The 20720-nt window shown below is 54.4% G+C and carries 22 protein-coding genes; 14 read left to right on the top strand and 8 right to left on the bottom strand.

What is annotated here, in order from left to right:
- Positions 1-32: 32 nt before the first annotated feature.
- Entirely contained in the window at positions 33-509 is a 477-nt protein-coding gene (locus SIB41_RS01700) for a hypothetical protein (RefSeq protein WP_413359947.1), read from the bottom strand.
- On the bottom strand, positions 509-3208 hold the full coding sequence (gene topA, locus SIB41_RS01695) for a type I DNA topoisomerase (RefSeq protein ID WP_413359944.1): 2700 nt from the start codon (positions 3206-3208) through the stop codon (positions 509-511). Before topA ends, SIB41_RS01700 begins: the two co-directional genes overlap by 1 nt.
- Positions 3209-3335: 127 nt before the next feature.
- Between topA and SIB41_RS01690 the strand changes: the two genes are divergently transcribed.
- From SIB41_RS01690 to SIB41_RS01675, 4 genes are all read left to right on the top strand, one after another.
- On the top strand, positions 3336-4907 hold the full coding sequence (locus tag SIB41_RS01690; protein WP_413359941.1) for an NAD(P)H-quinone oxidoreductase subunit N: 1572 nt from the start codon (positions 3336-3338) through the stop codon (positions 4905-4907).
- Positions 4900-5595, top strand: a complete 696-nt coding sequence (locus SIB41_RS01685) for an ABC transporter ATP-binding protein (protein WP_413359939.1) — start codon at positions 4900-4902, stop codon at positions 5593-5595. Before SIB41_RS01690 ends, SIB41_RS01685 begins: the two co-directional genes overlap by 8 nt.
- A 41-nt stretch (positions 5596-5636) precedes the next feature.
- A complete protein-coding gene (locus SIB41_RS01680; RefSeq protein WP_413359936.1) occupies positions 5637-6056 on the top strand; it encodes a response regulator in 420 nt (139 codons plus the stop codon).
- 85 nt (positions 6057-6141) lie between these two features.
- Positions 6142-6870, top strand: coding sequence for a response regulator transcription factor (locus SIB41_RS01675; protein ID WP_413359934.1), 729 nt, complete (start codon positions 6142-6144; stop codon positions 6868-6870).
- Positions 6871-6874: 4 nt separating this feature from the next.
- Here SIB41_RS01675 and SIB41_RS01670 read toward each other — a convergent pair whose 3' ends face one another.
- From SIB41_RS01670 to SIB41_RS01655, 4 genes are all read right to left on the bottom strand, one after another.
- On the bottom strand, positions 6875-7846 hold the full coding sequence (locus SIB41_RS01670) for a M23 family metallopeptidase (protein WP_413359932.1): 972 nt from the start codon (positions 7844-7846) through the stop codon (positions 6875-6877).
- A gap of 51 nt (positions 7847-7897) precedes the next feature.
- Complete coding sequence (locus SIB41_RS01665) at positions 7898-8656, bottom strand: biotin--[acetyl-CoA-carboxylase] ligase (RefSeq protein WP_413359930.1); 759 nt, start codon at positions 8654-8656, stop codon at positions 7898-7900.
- Positions 8643-9839 (bottom strand): aminotransferase class I/II-fold pyridoxal phosphate-dependent enzyme, encoded by a 1197-nt coding sequence (locus SIB41_RS01660; protein WP_413359928.1) that lies wholly within the window; start codon positions 9837-9839, stop codon positions 8643-8645. Before SIB41_RS01660 ends, SIB41_RS01665 begins: the two co-directional genes overlap by 14 nt.
- A 125-nt stretch (positions 9840-9964) precedes the next feature.
- Entirely contained in the window at positions 9965-10768 is an 804-nt protein-coding gene (locus SIB41_RS01655) for a PspA/IM30 family protein (protein WP_413359926.1), read from the bottom strand.
- 66 nt (positions 10769-10834) lie between these two features.
- Between SIB41_RS01655 and SIB41_RS01650 the strand changes: the two genes are divergently transcribed.
- Positions 10835-11377, top strand: a complete 543-nt coding sequence (locus tag SIB41_RS01650; protein ID WP_063400078.1) for a DUF721 domain-containing protein — start codon at positions 10835-10837, stop codon at positions 11375-11377.
- A 110-nt stretch (positions 11378-11487) separates the two neighbouring features.
- On the opposite strand, the gene SIB41_RS01645 is transcribed toward SIB41_RS01650, so the two are convergent.
- Both SIB41_RS01645 and SIB41_RS01640 read right to left on the bottom strand, forming a co-directional pair.
- Positions 11488-13329: an ArnT family glycosyltransferase gene (locus SIB41_RS01645; RefSeq protein WP_413359923.1), complete on the bottom strand. Its 1842-nt coding sequence runs from the start codon at positions 13327-13329 to the stop codon at positions 11488-11490.
- A 118-nt stretch (positions 13330-13447) separates the two neighbouring features.
- A complete protein-coding gene (locus SIB41_RS01640) occupies positions 13448-14407 on the bottom strand; it encodes a DMT family transporter (RefSeq protein WP_413359921.1) in 960 nt (319 codons plus the stop codon).
- Positions 14408-14460: 53 nt separating this feature from the next.
- Between SIB41_RS01640 and sppA the strand changes: the two genes are divergently transcribed.
- From sppA to SIB41_RS01595, 9 genes are all read left to right on the top strand, one after another.
- Positions 14461-15273 carry a signal peptide peptidase SppA gene (sppA, locus tag SIB41_RS01635; protein ID WP_413359919.1) on the top strand — a complete coding sequence of 271 codons (813 nt, stop codon included), beginning with the start codon at positions 14461-14463 and terminating at the stop codon, positions 15271-15273.
- The gene (gene aroH / locus SIB41_RS01630) at positions 15270-15656 is read left to right on the top strand and encodes a chorismate mutase (protein ID WP_413359917.1); all 387 of its coding nucleotides are present in this window, start codon (positions 15270-15272) and stop codon (positions 15654-15656) included. The genes sppA and aroH overlap by 4 nt, the downstream gene beginning before the upstream one ends.
- A 127-nt stretch (positions 15657-15783) precedes the next feature.
- Positions 15784-16374 (top strand): DUF2808 domain-containing protein, encoded by a 591-nt coding sequence (locus tag SIB41_RS01625; RefSeq protein WP_413359915.1) that lies wholly within the window; start codon positions 15784-15786, stop codon positions 16372-16374.
- Positions 16375-16422: 48 nt separating this feature from the next.
- Entirely contained in the window at positions 16423-16560 is a 138-nt protein-coding gene (rpmH, locus tag SIB41_RS01620; RefSeq protein ID WP_011825283.1) for a 50S ribosomal protein L34, read from the top strand.
- A 64-nt stretch (positions 16561-16624) separates the two neighbouring features.
- Positions 16625-17011 carry a ribonuclease P protein component gene (locus tag SIB41_RS01615; RefSeq protein WP_413359913.1) on the top strand — a complete coding sequence of 129 codons (387 nt, stop codon included), beginning with the start codon at positions 16625-16627 and terminating at the stop codon, positions 17009-17011.
- Positions 17008-17415, top strand: coding sequence for a PH domain-containing protein (locus tag SIB41_RS01610; protein ID WP_011130738.1), 408 nt, complete (start codon positions 17008-17010; stop codon positions 17413-17415). Before SIB41_RS01615 ends, SIB41_RS01610 begins: the two co-directional genes overlap by 4 nt.
- 81 nt (positions 17416-17496) lie before the next feature.
- The gene (gene yidC / locus SIB41_RS01605) at positions 17497-18633 is read left to right on the top strand and encodes a membrane protein insertase YidC (RefSeq protein ID WP_413359911.1); all 1137 of its coding nucleotides are present in this window, start codon (positions 17497-17499) and stop codon (positions 18631-18633) included.
- Positions 18630-19160, top strand: coding sequence for a YceD family protein (locus SIB41_RS01600; protein WP_413359909.1), 531 nt, complete (start codon positions 18630-18632; stop codon positions 19158-19160). The genes yidC and SIB41_RS01600 overlap by 4 nt, the downstream gene beginning before the upstream one ends.
- The gene (locus SIB41_RS01595) at positions 19157-20650 is read left to right on the top strand and encodes an AAA family ATPase (RefSeq protein WP_413359906.1); all 1494 of its coding nucleotides are present in this window, start codon (positions 19157-19159) and stop codon (positions 20648-20650) included. The genes SIB41_RS01600 and SIB41_RS01595 overlap by 4 nt, the downstream gene beginning before the upstream one ends.
- The last annotated feature ends 70 nt before the right edge of the window (positions 20651-20720 follow it).

The raw sequence follows: 20720 nt of genomic DNA, 5'->3' as shown, positions 1-20720 counted from the left end.
TCTCGAACCCTTGCGCAAGCCACCAAACCAGATCAAGGCTGGGCTCCCATACCTGAAGGCGGCACTCTGATCAAAGACTGATCCTTGACCCGTTCAATCGTCTCAACCTCAAAAGTCACTCCAGCCATTCGTAAGGCCTGAGTGACGGCTTCTGCCGGCGCCGATGGATCGGCACCGGACAACTTGATGGTGATGCGATAAGGCTGCGGGGTGACAGGGTTACTAGCCAACTCTGGCTTCTGCTCAACCTGTCTCAATGTCTGAGGATTAGCAGCTTCAGGATTGCTCACGTCCTGATCAGGAACTCTTGAGTCAGATGAAGAGTTCGTGGGTTCTGGATCACTGGAAACAGGTGCGACAGGCACAGGCTCCTGCATGGGAGCATCAAAACTGTTCGCAAGTTCCTGACCAAACGGCGTATTGGCGCAGGACTGCAACATCAACATAAGCAGCGGAACAAACAGGCTTAACCCATCAGCAAGTAAGCCCCTTGCACTCACCTTGAGCATCAAACCTCACCAGGCTTGATGACCCGAACAGCACTGGCTCGCAACCGACCTGTCTTTGTAGTCGCAGGAGGTTTACGAGTTTTTGGTTTGCTTGCGGCGGTTTTTTTAGTGGTTGTTGAAGTGCTCTTTTTGCGTCGACTTGTCTTCTTACTTAAAGCCTTGGCAGCCAATAGCTCCACTGCTACATCAAGAGAAATGTCGTCGACGCCCTTCCCTTCAGGTAACGAGGCATTGAGCTTGCCCTGCTTGACATACAAGCCATAGGGACCGTCAAAAACCTGCACCTTCTCCTCACTCCCATCCGGGATGCCAAGATCTTTCAACGCAGTCCGGCCGCCCCTGCCCCGCTTGGGCATCGCCAAAAGCTCTAGTGCACGGCTCAGCCCCACCGCCAACACGTCATCCTCCGCCTTAAGGGAGCGATAGTCCTTCTCTCCCTTGCTCTTATCCCAGACCACATAGGGTCCGAAGCGACCCAAACCCGCCTGAATTCGTCCACCATCGGGATGCTCTCCCAGTAAGCGCGGCAGACGCAATAAGCCCAGTGCCTCATCAAGGCTGAGCTCATCAGGCTTCTTGCCTTTGGGCAAGGATGCCCGCTTCGGCTTGGGGTTGTCCTCACCCACCTGGCCTCGCTGCACATAAGGCCCGTACTGACCAAAAAGGAGGTAAACCTGATCACCGGTTTCCGGATCTTCCCCAATCGATTCCGGGCCATCAGCTTTCTGCTTGAGAATCAGCTCGGCTTTCTCTGCATCAAGATCAGCAGGGGTGATCTCTTGAGGGAGGGTGGCCTTAAGCGATTCCTCCTCGCCGTCATCACCCACTCGTTTGGCTTCCAGATAGGCCCCAAAACGACCGATGCGCACCACACAGGGCAATCCCTCCAGATCCACAGTGCGAGAAACACTGGAGTCGATGTCACCTTCACGCTGCTGAACCTGACTCTCAAGGCCCTGTTCGCCCTTGTAGAACCCTTCGAGATAAGGCAACCACTGCACCTTGCCCGTGGAAATCTCATCAAGCGTGAATTCCATCCGAGCCGTAAAGCTGGTGTCGACAAGATCGGGGAAATGCTCCTCCAGAAGAGCGGTTACAGCAAAAGCAGTAAAACTGGGAGTAAGGGAGTTGTTTTGCAATGCTGCATAACCCCGATCAACGATGGTGCCGATGATGCTGGCGTAGGTGGAAGGCCTGCCAATGCCCTCCTTCTCGAGCATCTTCACCAGTGAAGCCTCGCTATAGCGAGCCGGCGGCTGAGTCTGGTGACCGAGGGCCTCCACATCCTGCAGCGTGGGCGAATCGTCGACAGCTAAATCAGGCAACAAAACTTCCTGGCCTTCCAAGGCAGCGTCTGGATCATCACTGCCCTCCACGTAAGCGCGAAAGAAACCTGGGAAATCAATGCGCTTACCCGTGGCCCGAAATTTGGCATCAGCCACACGAAGATCAACCGCCAGCATGGTGAGTCGAGCCTCGGCCATCTGACTGGCCACTGTTCGCTTCCAAATCAACTCATATAGGGCCATGTCGCGCCCTTCAAGTCCAGATTCACTTGGGGAACGGAAGCTTTCACCCGCTGGTCGTATCGCTTCGTGAGCCTCCTGGGCATTGCGTGACTTAGTGCTGAATTGACGTGGGGTTTTGCTCAGATAATCGTCGCCATAGCGTGACCCCACGCAGCTCCGAGCAGCCTGAATAGCCTGGTCGGATAGATGCACAGAGTCAGTTCTCATATAGGTGATGAAGCCACGCTCATAAAGCCCCTGGGCACACCGCATCGTTTCCCTAGCCGAAAACCTCAACTTGCGATTTGCCTCCTGCTGCAAAGTGCTTGTCGTGAAAGGAGGCACCGGTTTACGTACCGTTGGCTTCTCTTCCACCGCCTCAACCCGCCACTGACTGCTGCGAACGGACTCGGAAAGAGTGAGCGCATCTGATTCGCCAAGCAGACGAACATTTCTGCCAGCCTTTAAAGCACCTGTCGTTTCATCGAAATCACTGCCGGTAGCGATCTTCTGGCCAGCCAGACTGGTGAGCTTTGCCTCAAATTGACCACCACCCTTAGCAAGTTTGGCCTTTAGATCCCAGTAGCTGCCGCTACGGAAAGCCCTACGGGCACGTTCACGCTGCACAAGCAACCGCACTGCTACGGACTGCACCCGACCGGCGGAGAGTCCCCATGCCACCTTCTTCCACAACAGAGGCGAAAGCGTGTAGCCCACCAAACGGTCAAGAATCCGTCGCGTCTCCTGGGCATGGACCAGCTCCATGTCGAGATCTCGGGGCTGATCCAGAGCCTTAGCAATGGCTTCTTTGGTGATCTCGTGAAACACCATCCGCTTGACAGGCACTTTGGGAGCCAACAGCTGCAGCAAATGCCAGCTGATGCTTTCGCCCTCTCGATCTTCGTCAGTTGCCAACAACAGCTGATCAGCCTCCTTCAAAGCTGCCTTCAGCTCCTTGACCACCTTCTTTTTGTCCTTCGGAACCACATAAAGAGGTTCGAAATCCGCGGTGGTGTTCACGCCAAGATTGGCCCATTTCTGCCCCTTTTGGGCCGCAGGGATCTCACTGGCATTGTTGGGCAAGTCGCGCACATGGCCCATAGAGGCCTCCACACGGAAGTCCTTGGGCAGAAACCCTCGAATGGTTCTCGCCTTGGTAGGGCTTTCGACAATGACCAGAGTGTTCGCCACAGACGAGATGTAACCGTTCCAATCTTTATCGCACCGACAAGCGAGCTGCATGATGCGATGTTCTCAATAAGGTATAGCAAGGCAGCACAGCTACAGTCACGCAAATTGGTCTGATCGTGCACGCGTCATGCCCGAAATGGGTGTATTTCTTCTCGCCACCCAGGCCGTGGCAGCTCCAGGTGAACTGCTCAACCTTGCACTGAATGCTGGTGCGATTGCCCCTGAAGGGGCTGTTCTCGTCGCAATGCTGGCGACCCTACTTGTGGACTTAGCCGGTGAGCAGGCTGCAGCCCGCTGGGTACCCCCCATTTGTTATGCCGGCCTTGGCACAGCACTCGTGCTCCTCGCCCAGCAATGGAATGCCCCTCTGGAACCCTCGTTCCTTGGAGCTTTTCTGGCTGACAACCTGGCCATTGCCTTTCGGGCCGTGGTGGCGCTCTCTACCTTGCTGTCACTACTGATCAGCTGGCGTTACGCGGAACAGAGCGGCACGCCAATTGGTGAATATGCCGCCATCCTTCTGGCCGCAACCCTCGGAGCAATGCTCCTTTGCGGCTCAACTGATCTTGTGAGCGTGTTCGTCTCCCTCGAGACCCTCTCCGTGGCGAGCTACCTCCTGGCTGGCTACATGAAACGAGATGCCCGTAGTTCCGAAGCAGCACTCAAATATCTGCTGGTGGGCTCCGCCGCGGCAGCAGTCTTTCTCTACGGCGCTTCTCTTCTCTACGGGCTCAGCGGCACCACAAGCTTGCAGGCTATCGGCATTGCTTTACTCACCAGCCCTACTCCACTGGCAGCACTATCACTGGTCTTCGTACTTGCCACGGTGGCCTTCAAAATTGCTGCGGTGCCTTTCCACCAATGGACCCCGGATGTCTATGAAGGATCGCCAACTCCAGTGGTCGCATTTCTCTCAGTGGGATCTAAAGCTGCTGGCTTTGCTCTTGCACTGAGGTTGTTGGTTGGTTGCTTCGGTGCCTTCGACAACCAATGGAAATTGCTTTTCACCGTGCTTGCTGTGTTGAGCATGACCCTGGGCAACGTCGTCGCGCTGGCGCAGACATCAATGAAACGAATGCTGGCGTACAGCTCCATCGGCCAGGCAGGTTTCGTGATGATTGGCTTGGTGTGCGGAACCGAAGATGGCTTCGCCGCAATGGTGCTCTATATGGCGGCCTATCTATTCATGAACCTGGGCGCCTTTGCATGCATCATCCTCTTCTCAATCCGCACGGGAAGTGATCGAATTTCTGACTATGCAGGTCTCTATCAAAAGGATCCGTTGATAACGCTGGGACTCAGCCTCTGCCTTCTTTCCTTGGGTGGAATACCTCCGATGCTCGGGTTTTTTGGCAAGATCTATCTTTTCTTTGCTGGCTGGGCAGACCATCAATACCTCCTCGTCGTTGTTGGCCTAGTGACCTCCGTAGTGTCGATTTATTACTACATCTCTGTCATCAAAATGATGGTGGTCAAAGAACCTAAAGAAGCTTCCGAAGTCGTGAAGTCCTATCCATCGATCCAATGGTCAACGATTGGCATGCCTCCACTTCGAATAGCACTTGTGGGTTGCGTTGTTGTAACAGCAGTTGGTGGGATCCTTTCCAATCCTCTCTTTCAATGGGCTAATAGTGCCGTAGCCGGCACGCCGCTTCTCCAGGAAGCCATTGCTCTAGGCAGCCAACGATCCATTGGCTAATCCAACCGCAAGCAGCACACCCGTCGCCGTGCTGAGCGAAGTCAGCAAGCTCTACGGACAAGGAGCTGGAACAGTAAAAGCTCTAGACCATCTCAATCTGATCGTGTATCAAGGCGATTATTTAGCCGTGATGGGTGCCAGCGGTTCTGGCAAGAGCACAGCCATGAACATTCTCGGTTGCCTGGATCGCCCCACCAGCGGCAGCTATCGGCTTAACGGGGTAGCAGTCGAAGATCTCGATGATGACGAGCTGGCCAATCTGCGCAATCAAGAACTGGGCTTTGTTTTTCAGCAGTTTCACCTACTGCCTCAGGCCTCAGCCCTGGAGAATGTAATGCTGCCAATGATCTATGCCGGGGTGCCTGCTATCCAACGAAAAGAGCGAGCTGAACAAGCTCTCGAGCGAGTAGGTCTCAGCAAACAAATGGGAAACCGCCCCAATCAACTCTCGGGAGGTCAGCAGCAGCGGGTTGCAATTGCCCGAGCAATTATCAACCAACCAGCTCTACTTCTGGCTGATGAACCCACGGGTGCTCTCGACTCAAGAACGACAGACGATGTTCTCAACCTTTTCGATGAGTTACATCATCAGGGGATCACCTTGGTATTGGTCACCCACGAAAACGATGTTTCCGAAAGGGCTGACCGAGTGGCGCGCTTCCATGATGGTCAAGTCGTTCGGGACTGAAGCGCTGGGCTGGCTGCTACTGATATCAGATCGATAAAAGAATGAACCCAACCGATGCCCCTAATCGCATCAAATTATCGGGTAAAACCCATCCTCTTACCATGGCGATAGTGGATGACGATCCCAGAGTTCGTGAGTTGCTCAAGGAGGAAATTCAAGACGAAGGCCATCACGTCTTGAGCTTTGAATCGGCCGAAAGCTTTCTTGACAACAGCTCTTTGGAGAGCATTGATTTAGTGCTACTAGACCTGATGATGCCAGGCATGAATGGGCTGGAATGCTTGCAGCAACTGCATCATCGACAAGCTTTTCATCACAAATTGCCAAGAATTGTTGTTATATCCGCTCTCAGTGACCCAATCAAGCATCGCCAGGTCCTCAAGGCCGGTGCTGAAAGCTATGTCATCAAACCAGACCTCTTCGAGAGACTTCCCGCCCTCCTCAATGGATCCTCACCCTGAGGGAAGAGGCCCCGGAATAACCATTGATTGCAAAAGGTCTAGATCCCTCGAAACTGCTTAAGTAGCCAACAGGTTGATTGCATGAATGACTAACGCATCATCACCGAGAACCAGAGTCCTATTGGTGGATGATGAACCGAGGCTGACAGAACTTCTACGCCTAGAGCTGGATGTTGAGGGTTATGAGGTCAGCGTGGCGGAGGACGACGCCTCAGGGTTGATCAAAGCTCGAAGTGATCCATCCCCAAACCTAATCATTCTTGATTGGAACCTTCCTGATTTCACAGGTATCGACATTTGTCAACGCATTCGTTCTAGTGGCATTAAGACACCGATCTTGATGCTCACAGGGCATGACGATGTCACCGATCGCGTCAAGGCACTGGATAGTGGAGTTGATGACTATCTAACCAAACCCTTCTCCATTGAAGAGCTCATGGCCAGATTACGAGCCATGCAACGCAGAGCAGAGCAATTCTCAGGAGATTCTGGCATCGAGCATCAACCAGAGACCATACAAGTGGCGGACTTAAAGATGAACACCAGCACAAGAGATGTAACGCGCGACAATCGCACGATTCAACTTTCGGTAAAAGAATATGAATTGCTACATTTCCTAATGGTTGGAGCAGGAAAAGTTCACGAGCGTGAAGCCATTATGAAAGCTGTATGGGGAGAGGACTTCTTCGGAGATGACAATCTTCTAGACGTTTACATCCGCTATCTGCGCCAAAAGATTGAACAAAAATGTGCTCCTACTTTGATTCACACAGTTCGCGGGGTTGGCTTCATCCTTCGAGAAGAAAAGCATTAATTGATTAAGGCCGTTCGAGGCTCTCGATCAACTGACCGACCAACAGCGAAACCGGGTCGACACCTGAAGCCATGAGTGGATTGAGATCCAACTCACCGGGATCCATCGCAACCCAACCGCCACCCTGAGGGCGTCTCAATTCGAAATGGAGATGTGGACCAGTGCTTAAGCCAGTACTACCAACCCGACCAATCACCTCCCCTTGACGAACCTGCTGGCCCGGCCGCAGATAAATCTCTGAAAGATGCCCATAAAGCGTGCGCCTGCGAGGAGCATCATGTTCCAGTTCAACAGCAATGCCATAGCCCCCAGCTAGGCCGCTACTGACAACAGTTCCCGTTAATGCAGCCACCACCGGAGCACCTTCTGGTGCGGCTAGGTCTTTACCCGCATGCATCAACCAACGGCCAATCACAGGATGCAAACGCATGCCGAATTCACTACTGGTAAAAGCCCCACCCATGATCGGGAAAAGAAGCTGACGATCTCGATTCCCTCGCAGGGGCTTGGGCCTCGGAGTCACCGCAAACACTGAAGCCAAGCTGAAGCCACTCCCAGAGCCTGCCAACAATGCCGAAACCGGAACCGTAAGCGGCGGCAATGGCCGACCGCCAGGACCACGGCGCAGCAAGCTGAACTGGGAACGACCTCGACGCCCCCTAGACCGCAGAGCAACGCCACTGGCACATTCCTTGGCTGACAGAGCACCACTACGACAGGCCTGCTGCATCCGAGGCACATCGATCGTCAAACCCACCCCATGCCCCTCCAACTGTCGGCGTTCCGCTGAAGTGATCACCTTGTTGCGCTCCAGCTCTTCAAGAGATTGATCAAACCTTTGCGGCCGCGCAAGCTGACTAGCCTCACGCGCAGGTAACAACGGTGCTTGCCGAACCGCTTGAGCAACAGGATCCATTGGCTTGGCAAGGACAGGCACTGAAAGCAGCCATGCAGCAGCGAACCAGCGAAACGGCACCCGATCGGATCCTCAGACGAGAAAAACTATAGAAAAAGTCCAACTCAGTTATCACCAACGTGTCCAGCGCATGGTCCGAGAACCCTGGCTCAGCAAAAGCGACCCATCCAGTCCCAGTCCGATCACGTCCCAGAATTCACCACCCTTCGGATCACGAACCTGCTTTGTCCACAGGCGTCGCTCAGCTTCGGCGCAAACCCAATCGGCTCGACCAGCCAACTCCATGGTTCGATCAAGAGCGCATAACACTTCTGCCATCCAGACCAGAGGCTGACACTGGCCGGATCGAAGCAACTCATCTAAGGCAATCCCTTCTCTGGGCACACGGTTGCAAACATTCAAGCCAAGACCAATACGTGCCAGCCTGACGCGACTGCCACGGTGCACCAATCGCGGCAAGAGACCAGCCAATTTACGGTCCCCCACCATCAAATCGTTAGGCCACTTGATACTCACGGGCACTCCCCGCCGCTCGAGCCTTTCAGCCAGCGCCACAGCCACCGCTACTCCAAAAATACCGGCAGAGCACTGAGCATCAAACCAGGGCAAAGCGGCACTGATCCAAACCCCACCGATCGGTGACTGCCAGACCCGACCACGCTGTCCCCTCCCATGGGTCTGGCGATCAGCAAACAAGGCCCGAGGCTGCTGAGCTGAACAAGGCTGCTGCTTCAGCCAACCAGACAACATCAACTCAGTACTCGCACAGACCGGCTGCCATCGCAACTGCCATGGCCTAGCTCCACAAGACTGCTTACGCCACAAACGAGCAACCGCAGCAGCACCAGTCCATGACTCAGATGTGCGCATGCCACCAAGGCCACATCCGGGCAACTGCCGCCTCCAAATCTTCCACCGGATGGACCAGGGCTAGGCGCAGCCAACCATCCCCGCCAGAACCAAAACCTGATCCAGGCGTCAAGGCAACTCCAGTCTGATCCAAAAGATCTGCTGCCAAAGTCTCATCGTTGTAGTTCTGCTGCTTTGCCCAGGCTGGAATCGGCAACCAAAGATAAAGCGCCATTGATGGACAAGGAGCATGCCAACCCAATGCATGGAGAGCTGCCAGGGTTCTGTCTCTGCGCTCCCGGTCCACCCCAAGAATCTCTTGAGGCCAATCTTGGGCATCGGTAAGGGCCGCTATGGCGCCTCTCTGTAAAGCCAAGGATTGGTTGAAATCCACGACACCCTTGAGCTCACGTAGGGCTGTAATCAAATGCTCAGCACCAATCGCAAAGGCCAATCGGAACCCACCCAAGCACCAGGCCTTGGAGAAGGAGAAAAACTCAATCCCGCATTCCCTCCAACCAGGACAACGCAACAGAGCTGGCGCCTCACCGTCTAGTGCCAAATCCACATAAGGATTGTCGTGAGCAACCACCACTTGATGACGGATGCCCCGATCCATCGCTTCCGCCAACCAGCTCTGTTCTCCTACCTGGGCTGTGGGGTTATGAGGAAACCCAAAAACCATCATCCGCAGCTGGTCCCACTGACTGTTGCTTAAAGCCTTGAAGTCAGGTCGCCATTCCTGCTCCGGTCGTAGCAGCAGTCGTTCAATACGGGCATCGGCCAAAATCAAGCCACCGCGATGTGAAGGATAAGCAGGATCCAAAATCAAGGCAGAATCCCCAGGATCCAAAACTGCCAAAGGCAGGTGGGCCGTTCCCTCCTGTGAACCGACCAACAACAACACTTCCCGGTCTGGATCAACGCTGACACCGAAGCGCCTCTGACTCCACGCAGCGACAGCCTCCCGAAAGGACCTCGTCGAAGCATGCAAGCAATAGGAAGAGCTCTCAGGTGCCCTTAGAGCAACTTCAATAGCCTCAAGTGCCACCACTGGAGGTGATAAGTCTGTGGACCCCAGTGACAAATCCAGCAGAGACAAACGTTGAGGGCCTGAGTTAGCGAGGCGATAAGCCTGCTTACGGCGGTCATTGCGGTCAAAAACGCCACGACCCAATCTGCCTAGACGCCTTGAAGTCGCCATCAACGGAAAGCCAAAACTGTGTTTTGGTGATCGGTTACTACATCAAATAAGCAGCCGTTAAGAACTCCGCAAATGAGGCAAGAAATCTTGCCGCGCAATGCTCTGCCGATGAAATCCATCCCCTTTCAGAGCTTGTCGATGGCGCGCTTCAGTTCCTCCAACTCAGCATCCACCTCAGCCACCTTGACAGCCTCCACCTCTGGGCCATTGGCATCCTTACTCTTCTCAAGTGAAGACGTCTCCGCGGCGGGCAAAGCCACTACCTCATCCCCCCCCTCAAGACGCTGACGAAGAGCAGACAGTTCATCATCGACATCGTTCCCACCTTCCAGAGCAGCAAACTGACTCTCAAGATCAGCACCGGCGAGCTCCGCGGCAGCCTGACTACTGGCTTCCAAGGCCTGGACCTTGTCTTCCATGCGATCAAAGGCCGCCATTGCAGAGTTAGTGCCGAGATTGCCCACAGCGCTCTGTAATTGCTGCTGGGCCTTTGCCGCCTGTGCTCGGGCCTTGAGCATGTCCTTCTTGGTTCTGGCCTCGGCGATCTTGCCCTCAAGAGCCACTAGGCTGCGCTTGAGAGTCTCCACCTGCCCTTCCTGCCCCTTGAGCTGGTTGGTGAGCGCCGTAGAAGATTCCTGGAAACCCTTACGGCGAGTAAGGGCTTCCTTCGCGAGATCCTCCTCACCCTTCTGAAGAGCCAGTTCAGCACGTTCGTACCAGGTTCTAACTTGACCCTCAGCCTGATCAGCCTGATTGCGAAGCCGCTTCTGACTGGCGATAGCCATAGCAACAGCCTGTCGCAACTTGACCAAATCGGCTTGCATGTCTGCAACCGATTGATCAAGGATCTTGACGGGATCCTCGGCCTTACTCACAAGATCGTTGAGATTGGCACGTAATAAGCGGCTTAACCGGTCAAAGAAGCCCATCGAGGCATTGAAAAGACCTCTCGGAGGCTAGCGAGCTGGAGCCCAGACTCCACTTAGGCTTTTGAGATGGCCATAGCTCCTGATCAGCAACGCAAACGGCTTGGTCGAGGAGAAGTGCTGCAAGAAGCGCCTCCTGCCCCAGTCACAGCCCTCTGCAACTGCCTTGAATCCATTAAGCGTGACTGGAAGCGACAAGGCTCCATGGCTGGTCTCTGGCAAGAATGGCCCCGACTGGCAGGCCCCCTGCTTGCTCCTCACTGCCGCCCACTCAACATTCGCCAAGGGGTTTTGATCATCGGCGCCAGCCATCCTCAGTGGAGGCAGGCCCTGCTCTATAACCGCCCCCAACTCTTGGCAGCCCTGCGTGCCGCGGGCCATGACATCAAAGATCTACGCATTCAACAACACCACCCCGGAAGTACCCCAAAGCTGGAAAGTGAAGCCAGCATCTGGGCACGACATCCAAGCAGAATTGATGTTCATGGCATGGCCGCATGTCAGGCCTGCGGTAGTCCTGCCCCAGCTGGAGAAATGGCCCTCTGGGGACGCTGTGGTTTCTGTAGAAGACTGCAACTTGCTGACCCGCCCCAATCGGAGAGCAACGCTTAAATCCTGCTCACGCACCATCCAAGACGTCTTGCTCGCATGGTGGTCCAAAAGCAAATGACAAGAGCAGGGCGAAGCCGCCACTTCATCCTGCAATGAAGACAACCAAAACATCAGAAACGCTCAGGTCGTGGTTGCCGCCAATCAGTTTGGAAACCTTCAGCTTTGAGCTGATTCGCTCGCTTCTCAAGAGTCCGACGATCCAACCGCCAAACCCTATAGATCCCGAACTTGCCAAGCAGCTCAGGCTGAAGGTCCTGCCAATGCCTCCTCTGCGTTGTGCCCTGATCAATCACCACGAGAGCGGTTGAAGATCCCATGGGCCCCTCAATAGGCAGACCTGACCATCCCCTGCGCTCTTCGTCTCGTAATCGATCATCCAGGTTCACTAACGCCCCCGCAGAGCGCCCCTCATAAACCACCACCTGATCGGTATAGAAGTGAAGTGAAGGTTTGATTGCCCCAACCATCACCAAGGGTTCGCGAGACTTCTGAGAAGCGACCAACAGTTGAGCAACTTGCCTTACAGGCAACTGGCGCACCTTGTCACCCAACGCCCACATCGGTAAGAACGAAAACAATTGGAAAGCAACCAATGGCCCTTGAAGGGCCAGCAATCGCCCAGGCCGTGGCCGCAAAGCCAACCAGATCCCAAGTAGCACCGAAAGGCTGAAAAAAACTGCTGCCCTGAGTACAAGACGACTAGCCAGCAGTTCTGCCGCAAGGGTGGGCATCTCCGGGTCATCAATCCATTCAACCCAGAACGGTGAAGCCCAAAGCCCTGCCGCTAACAATCCCGCCAAAACAACTGATCCGCCCCATGCCCAAACAAGGCCTGGTCGCTGTTGAGGGGAAACACTTGCAGCCAATCCAATCAATAACGCGGCCGCCGGTGTCGCAGGCAACCAATAACTTGGCAATTTTGTGGCTGCGCAAGTGAATAGCAGCAACACAGCTAGCAGCCAACAGGCTGCAAAACTCTGCAGAGATCCCTCAGGCTCTGACTGGCAAAGCGCACCACCCTTCCTGACTGGAACGAAGGCCTGCAACAGCCCAAGGATCAGCAAGGGGGTAAATGGCAGGGACGCAACCACCAAGACAGGTCCGAAAAACCACCAGGGCTGCAGGTGACTATTGACTACTGATGTGAAGCGTTGAAAGTTGTGATAGCCGAAGAAGCTATCCCAAAAAGGTTGTCCCTCCACAAGCAATTCCGCCACATACCAAGGCAGGCTGATCAGAGCAGTAATCAACAAACCAGGCAGAGGGCGCAACCGCTGCCAAAGGCTGGCCAGATTCCACTGCAGCAAAGCAAATAGAACAAGCACCATGCCAGTCAGCACGACAGCCGCTGGTCCTTTGGTCAGCACTGCTAAACCCAAAACAAGCCAGGCCAACCACCATGGCTGGGTACTCGGGGCAGCAAAGCGGCGCCACTGCAGAAGCAAACTCACCCCCAAGGTGCTGCAAAACAAGGCATCGCTAACAGCAACCCGACTCCAGACCATGACCAGTGGCGAAAGAGCAAAGGCCAAGGCCACCGCAACAGCTGTTCGGCGTGGACAAGCGTCATTCTTCTGGGGCCAACACATCACAGTGTCGCCAAGGGCCAGCATCATCAAGACAGATGCAAGCGCAGAAGGAAGACGTGCCGCCCATGTCCCTAATGGGTCCCAAACCTCATGGCCGGGCAAGGCATAAATCAACCCCATTAGCCAATAAACCAGAGGAGGCTTGTCGAAGCGAGGCAGACCATTAACCCTCGGCGTCAGCCAATCTCCTGACGTACTCATGGCACGACCTGCAGCGGCAAAGAGAGGCGGGGTTTCATCAACCAAACCAGAGTCTCCTAACTGCCAAAGGCAGAGAGCTAACCCAAAAGCCAGGATCAGCAGCAGACCTCGACGCCGTTGAAGAGGAGACAGCAACACCTTCGCAGCAAACGTCAGCACCATCTAGTGATGGTGGCATCCCTGGCGATGTTCCTGAGCAGACTCAATATCTTCTGAAGTGCCATAGGGGCAGGCCAGCAGAGTGGACCATCTCCATCCAAACGCAAGTCACGAAATAACATCAGCCGATTTCCCTCGGCAACACATCCGAGTCAACTTCAACCGGTTCCCATAGTCGACGACGCTGACTCACAACAAGCACCGAAAGTAGGACCAAAGCCACCCCGAACCATTGCAGAGGCTGAAGCCGTTCTCCTAGCCAAACGCCACCAGCAGCAAGGGCAAACACCGGTGTAAGGAATGCCAGGGTGCTAAAGCTTGTGAGCTCCTCCCGATTGACGAGCCAAAAGAACAATCCATAGGCCAGGGCACTGCCAAACAAGCTGGCGTAGGCCATCAATCCCCAATCAAAGCCAGTCCAATCAGGCCACAAAGGCCATCTGCGATCAAAACTGTGCCAGAGCAGTAACGGCAAGCTGCCTAAGACCATGTGCCAACCAGTGACCGCAACGGGATCACTGCTCCGGCAGGCATACCTGCTCAGCACTGTGCCTAAGGCCATGGCGATGGCTGCTGCGAGCATCCAGCCTTCCCCTTGCTCCAACAAACTGGAACCAGACGCCTGTTCGCCTAGCAACCACCAATGGCGCAACAAATCCGGCGGGGCCCCAAGGCAGATAATTCCGACCAAACCGAACATCAAACCCATCCAGCCAACTGGGTTGATGGACTCTCCAAAGAGGCTGCGTGCCAGCAGAGCTACCAGCAATGGCTGGGAGTCAATCAGCACCGATCCCATCCCTGCTCCGGTGTAGGCCAAGCCCTTGACCAGGAACATTTGGAAAAGACATGCATCAACAACCGTAAAGACCAGGAACCAAATCCTGTCAGTTGAGGCGATAGCCCAGTGCCGACCCAACGACGGCAAGGCCAGCAGGATGACAACTCCTGCTGGCAAAAGGCGCAGACAAGCGACGAGAAGCGGTCCGCCCGAAATCACCAGAGGTGTCATCGCAGCCATGGCCGTACCCCAAAGGGCAAAGGGCAGGACCATCAACAGCCAGTGCCGTATTGACAACATGAAGGCAACAAGCAGGTTCCTTTTTAAGATCCAATCCTCTACGAAGAAATTGAATGGGCTGGCTCTGGCGACGCAAATCTCGCCGAAGGATCGCACACATCACCATTGACGGAGCAATCAGCGGTGCAACGCGTGAGCGGGTGCTGAAAGCGATCAAGGAAGTTGAAGATAGAGAGTTTCCCGCTCTTCTGTTGCGCATCGACAGCCCAGGAGGAACTGTTGGTGACAGTCAGGAAATCCATGCGGCCCTGCTCAGGCTTAGAGAAAAGGGTTGTCATGTCGTAGCGAGCTTCGGCAATGTATCCGCCTCCGGCGGTGTTTATGTCGGGGTAGCTGCAGAAAAAATTGTTGCCAATCCCGGCACAATCACTGGCTCAATCGGGGTCATCTTGCGGGGCAACAACCTCTCCAAATTGCTAGAGCGAATCGGCATCCGCTTCGAGACAGTAAAAAGCGGCACCTACAAGGACATTCTCTCGCCTGATCGCGCACTCACAGCAGAGGAGCGTCAGCTCCTGCAATCACTGATCGATAGCAGCTATGAGCAATTTGTGAACGCGGTAGCAAAAGGCCGCCATCTCAGTGCCGAAGAGGTGCGCAACTTCGCCGACGGCCGCGTGTTCAGCGGAGCTCAGGCCCATGAACTCGGACTCGTCGATGAGCTGGGAGATGAAGAACATGCTCGAAAACTTGCGGCCAAGCTGGCGGACCTTGATGAAGCCAACACCCAAACACTCAAACTTGGGCGGCCCAAAAAACGGCTGGCGGGATTTCTGCCAGGCAGCAAACTCCTATCCAAACTTGCTGAGCTTCTCAACCTTGAGCTTGGCAACAATGGTCAGGTGCTCTGGCTCTTTCTGCCATGACCACTGCCATCCCTTATGGCGGCCTCCACTTACACGGGCTCAGAGGTGCCACAACAAGCTCTGCCAACACGACCCAAGCCATCGAGGCAGCCGTCAGCGAGCTCGTGGAAGCGCTAATGCAACGCAATCAACTCAACCCTGCAGACATCGTGTCCATCACGTTCTCTGTAACGGCAGACCTAAACGCCTGTTTCCCTGCAGCGATCGCGCGCCGACAAGCAGGATGGGAGTCGATAGCACTGCTGGACTGCCAGCAAATGTATGTCGAGGGAGATCTCAAACGCTGCATCCGCATGCTTGCCCATGCCTGGCTGCCCTCAGATCAGCCCCCCCAACATCCCTACCTTGGCCAAACCTCGCTACTGCGTCCAGATCGATGCTGAATCACTTGCAGCACCAAAAGCTGCCAACTACTAGGCCGTCCTAGTCGTTGTGATTCATCGAGGAGAGCAAAGGAGAATCGATGTACTTTTTAGTGCTGGTGGTTACCAACACACCCGCTTTGATCTCATGGTTAAGCAGCTCTTCAGGTTTTGTATTCCAGGCACCCTTGCGTTAGGAGGCCTCACTGCGGGTTTGATCGGTTCCAGTGTGATGCTTGAAAGCATCACACCACCAAAGGCTCGAGCCCAGGCAACACCAGCGCTACTTGAATTTCGCTGGGAGAACTCTAAAGACTATAAAAAGCTCTATTACTGGCAAAGCTCAACCATCAGGCGTGACAGAGCAACCTATTACCTGATGCTGAAACCCAAGGACCGCAAAACTGCGATCCTCAAGCTAAGCATCTCTGTACCTGATTATTTCGATGCAAAGATCAAACCAAACAAGCTGAACCTTTGCCTTGTCCATCTAGGAGGCATGCTGTCACGCACCCGCTGCAAAGAAGAGGTTCCTGCAATTTTCGAAATCTCTGAAGACCAAACAAGCATTGAAGTCTTCCCGGACACCCCCATCCCTACAGAAGGCACCTATGCGGTGGTCATGAAAATCTTTAATCCCAATCAACGTGGAATGTTCCAGTTCAATGCCCTTGCCCAAGCTCCTGGAGATGTGCCAATGGGCGGGTACCTTGGCAGCTGGCTAATTGACATCAACTGAACTGATAAGTTGGTCGACTGACAAAAGGCTGTACGCCGTTCTCCTTCAATGACAAAAAGAACCTTTGGTGGAACCAGCCGCAAGCGAAAACGCGTCTCAGGATTTCGTGTGCGCATGCGAACTCACACTGGTCGAAGAGTGATCCGCAGTCGCCGAAAACGTGGTCGCACACGTCTCGCGGTCTAATCAATAACACTGCGTGCGGGTCAACCACTCAAATCACGCCACTTGCTCAGGAAGCCAGCCTCCAATGGTGCTGCCAGCATCAATGCGATTAAGGGGAAGTCGATGTTTTCAGCGCCTTCAGAAGTGGGGCTATCGCTTTTATGGAACTTCAATGGTGCTCCGTGTCATCGAAGCAGATCCCCAACTGCTCAAAGCACCCCATCGGCACCACAACTCCACGGCATGCCGTTGTGCCGTTGTGATCAGCAGCAAAGTGAGCAAACGGGCCGTCATTCGCAACCGTCTGCGTCGACTTCTGCACGATCACCTAAGAAGCAGGCTTGAGGTTGCACCCGAGCATTGCAATCACTGGGTGCTGATCAGCCTCAAGCCAGTCGCCTCCGCAATAGAGGCGTCTCCATTGCTAGAAGAATGCGACAGATTGCTCCATCAAGCAGGTTTGTTGTCATGATCACAACCTCAGAAGAGGTCTTCTATGAGGGAGGCCCCGCTCAAAGCGATCTCATCATCAACCTATTGATGGGGCTAACACTGATTGGCCTTCCTTTCACCATTGGAGCTGTGATTCGAGCGTTGTGGCTGCGCTTTCGCATTACCAATCGACGCGTGTCGGTGACTGGGGGATGGCTGGGACGCGATAAGACCCAAGTCGTGTATAGCCAAATCAAGGAGGTGCGCTCAGTGCCTCGTGGCCTGGGCTCCTGGGGCGACATGGTACTGGTACTCAACGATGGTTCAAGACTTGAGATGCGCTCTTTACCTAGCTTCAGAGAAACCGAGAAATACATCAATGCGCGGATTAGCGCCCGCAGGGCCAAAGGTTCACCCCAGGATCTAAAGGGCTTTGCGGCTTAAATAGACCCCAGCCTGTAACTCAGCCATATAGGTGCTGATGCACACTGGCATCACAGTTCCATCCACCCTCAGCAATCGACCGTGATCGGGTACATCTCCGACAACATTCTGCTCCCGATCCTGGATTTCTTCTACGGATTAGTGCCGAGCTATGGCCTCGCCATCGTCGCCCTCACAGTGGTCATCCGATTGGCACTGTTCCCCTTAAGTGCTGGATCCATTCGTAGCGCTCGTCGCATGCGGATCGCCCAGCCGGCGATGAAGAAGCGCCAGGATGAAATCAAGAGCCGTTATGCCAAAGACCCTCAGAAGCAACAGGAGGAACTGGGGAAAGTCATGAAGGAGTTCGGCAACCCTCTCTCAGGGTGCCTACCCCTATTGGTACAGATGCCAATTCTCTTCGCCCTGTTTGCAACCCTTAGAGGATCACCTTTTGCTGATGTGCCCTACTTGGTGAACCTCAAGGTGCTGCCTAGCGACCAAATTGCAGCCATTGAGCCAAAGCCATTTACCAGTAGCAAGCATTCGATTTTCATCAGTGAAACCAAGCATTTCCCAGTCATTGCCTCTCTGCCAAGAGGCACAAAATTAGGAGTAGGAGACAAGGCCCAAATCAAGCTGCAAACACTCACTGGCGAAAGCTTCACAAGCAGGCTTTCTGACGTAGAAGGTGGAACCAAGTTCACGCCAACCTGGAGCGTCACCAAGGGGGATGATCTTGTCAAGGTATCTGCGGATGGCACTGTCCAGGCTTTGGCTGAAGGCGATGCAACTGTTCAAGGCAAAATTCCTGGCCTTGCTGCCCAAAGTGGCTTTCTATTCATTAAGGCCCTTGGTCAAGTTGGTTTCTACGTTGATGGGGAAATCAACTGGGATATCGCAATTCTGGTTGGTGGTTTCGGCTTGACGCTTTTGGTCTCGCAAGTCCTGTCCGGCAGGGGGCTGCCTGCGAACCCTCAACAATCAACAGCCAACAAGATCACGCCAGTGATGATCACGGGCATGTTTTTGTTCTTTCCACTACCAGCAGGTGTATTGCTGTATATGGTGATCGCAAACATCTTTCAAGCAGGTCAGACTTTTCTGCTTAGTCGTGAAGCCCTACCTGAGAACCTGCAGAAAATCCTCAATGACCAGCTGTCCAAACCTGCGTTAGCAACAGAAGCAATCGGTGGATCAGATCGTCTTCCCTTTGAACCAAAAAAACGTAGTAAATGATCCCAGGGCTCCAACCCATTTCATTGCAAGACCTAAAAGCCTTGGCTGCTCCTCGGCACTGGTCGATCGAGGGACATCTGGACGAGATGTCTTCTCTCACCCCATTGAGAGGCAGCATCAGCGCCGAGCATCAAGGCAGCATTCTTGAAGTGAAAGGGAAATTCCAAACCATCGTCACCCTTTGCTGTGATCGATGCCTAAGCGAATTCAATCAAACCCTCGCCTGTAACACCGAAGAACTGATCTGGCTGAAGGGCAATGGTCCAAAACCAAACGAACTCAATGCCTCGAGCCATTCCGAGGATATGGATGCACTGATGGAGTGCCTTGACCCTCTTGGCAGCTTTGACCCAGAACGTTGGGTTTTCGAACAACTGAGTCTGCGGATGCCTTTAGTCAAACGTTGTGGGGCCGATTGTCCCGGTCCAGCTCAACTGCAGCCCTCAGCCCAAACCACTGCCGTGAAACCTGAGGGAACTGATCTCGATCCACGCTGGGCAGCATTACACAAACTCACCTCGCCATGACGAGCTGGGATAACCACCTGGATCTGCTAATCAGAGCCAGAACACCTCTCCTTTGGATTCGCAGCAGCGAAGAGGAGCGTGTTGAAGTGCTGCTTGAGCAAGCCGCAAAACGACTACAGCCCCGTCGCCTTGCCAGCTGGGATTTTATTGGCGGCCTTAAAGGCGTGCTTAACGAAGAAGGGCTTGGGGCACGTCAACCGATGGCCGTCCTGCAATGGCTGCAACAACTTGATGCCAGTAGTCCAACCCTATTGCTAGTCAAAGATTTTTATCACTTCTGCGAAGACGCTGGTATCGCACGCATGTTGCGCAACTTATCGGTTCACTTGCGCCATCAACCCCACACTGTGGTGCTCTGCTCAGGGCCATGGACTCCGCCCAGCGATCTTGATGATTCCCTGACCATTCTCGATCTTCCGCTACCTCAGGAACCAGAACTACGAACACTGCTGGAGAACATTGCCCAGGCAAGCGGCTCCCCCCTTTCAGCAGACGTTTTAGAAGAGCTCACCCACGCTTGCAGCGGCCTCAGCGAAATGAGGGTGCGTCAGGTAGCAGCCCGAGCCCTAGCACAGCGGGGCAAACTAGGTTGGGCAGATCTCGCCGAAGTCCTTGAGGAAAAGCGTCAGACGGTTGCTCGCAGCGAGGTTCTGGAGTACTGCGTTACAGAAGCCTCGCTTGCCGACATAGGCGGCCTCGATAGCCTTAAGGGTTGGCTAGAGCAACGCCATCAGGCATTCTCCGACGAAGCTCGTCACTTTGGCTTGCCACTGCCCCGCGGCGTTCTACTGATCGGCCCCCAAGGCACAGGCAAATCGCTCACCGCCAAGGCCATCGCCCACAACTGGTCGATGCCACTGCTGCGCCTCGATGTAGGCCGCCTATTTGCCGGGCTAGTGGGTGCTAGCGAGGCACGTACCAGAGAGACGATCCAGCGGGCAGAAGCCATGTCTCCTTGTGTTCTCTGGATCGATGAGATCGACAAAGGTTTTGGTGGTGATGCCCGAAGTGATGGCGGCACCAGTCAACGTGTCCTTGCCAACGTGCTCACCTGGATGGCGGAGAAAACCTCCGCGGTCTTTGTCGTCGCTACCGCTAATGGCGTAGAACGCTTACCTGGAGAGCTTCTGCGCAAAGGTCGTTTCGACGAAATCTTTTTGCTTGACCTGCCATTCAGCGAGGAACGCCGCAACATCCTTGAGCTCCATATACAGCGACGAAGACCGAACTTAAAGCTGCCCTTGGGGGCGGTAATCGATCGAAGCGAAGGCTTCTCAGGTGCCGAACTCGAACAGACTGTGATTGAGGCCATGCACTTGGCCTTCGCCGAACGCCGAGAACTTGGAGAGACCGACCTAATTCTTGCTGCCAGCCAACTGGTGCCGCTCTCCCGCACAGCCCGAGAACAGCTCAACGCCCTTAAGGAATGGGCCGCTAGCGGAAGAGCCCGAGCAGCATCTTCTGTTGCTTCCAATCTCCAGGCTGCATAGGCGAAACCAAACAGAATTCATTTGCTTGGCCAACAACACTTAGGCTGCCCGCGCTGACTTGAAAACCCTC

Origin of the sequence: Prochlorococcus sp. MIT 1201, assembly GCF_047303415.1 — a bacterium.
In the GTDB taxonomy this organism is placed as follows: domain Bacteria; phylum Cyanobacteriota; class Cyanobacteriia; order PCC-6307; family Cyanobiaceae; genus Prochlorococcus; species Prochlorococcus marinus_D.
The sequence above is the reverse complement of the archived record's forward strand: the minus strand, read 5'-3'. Positions and strand labels throughout refer to the sequence as shown.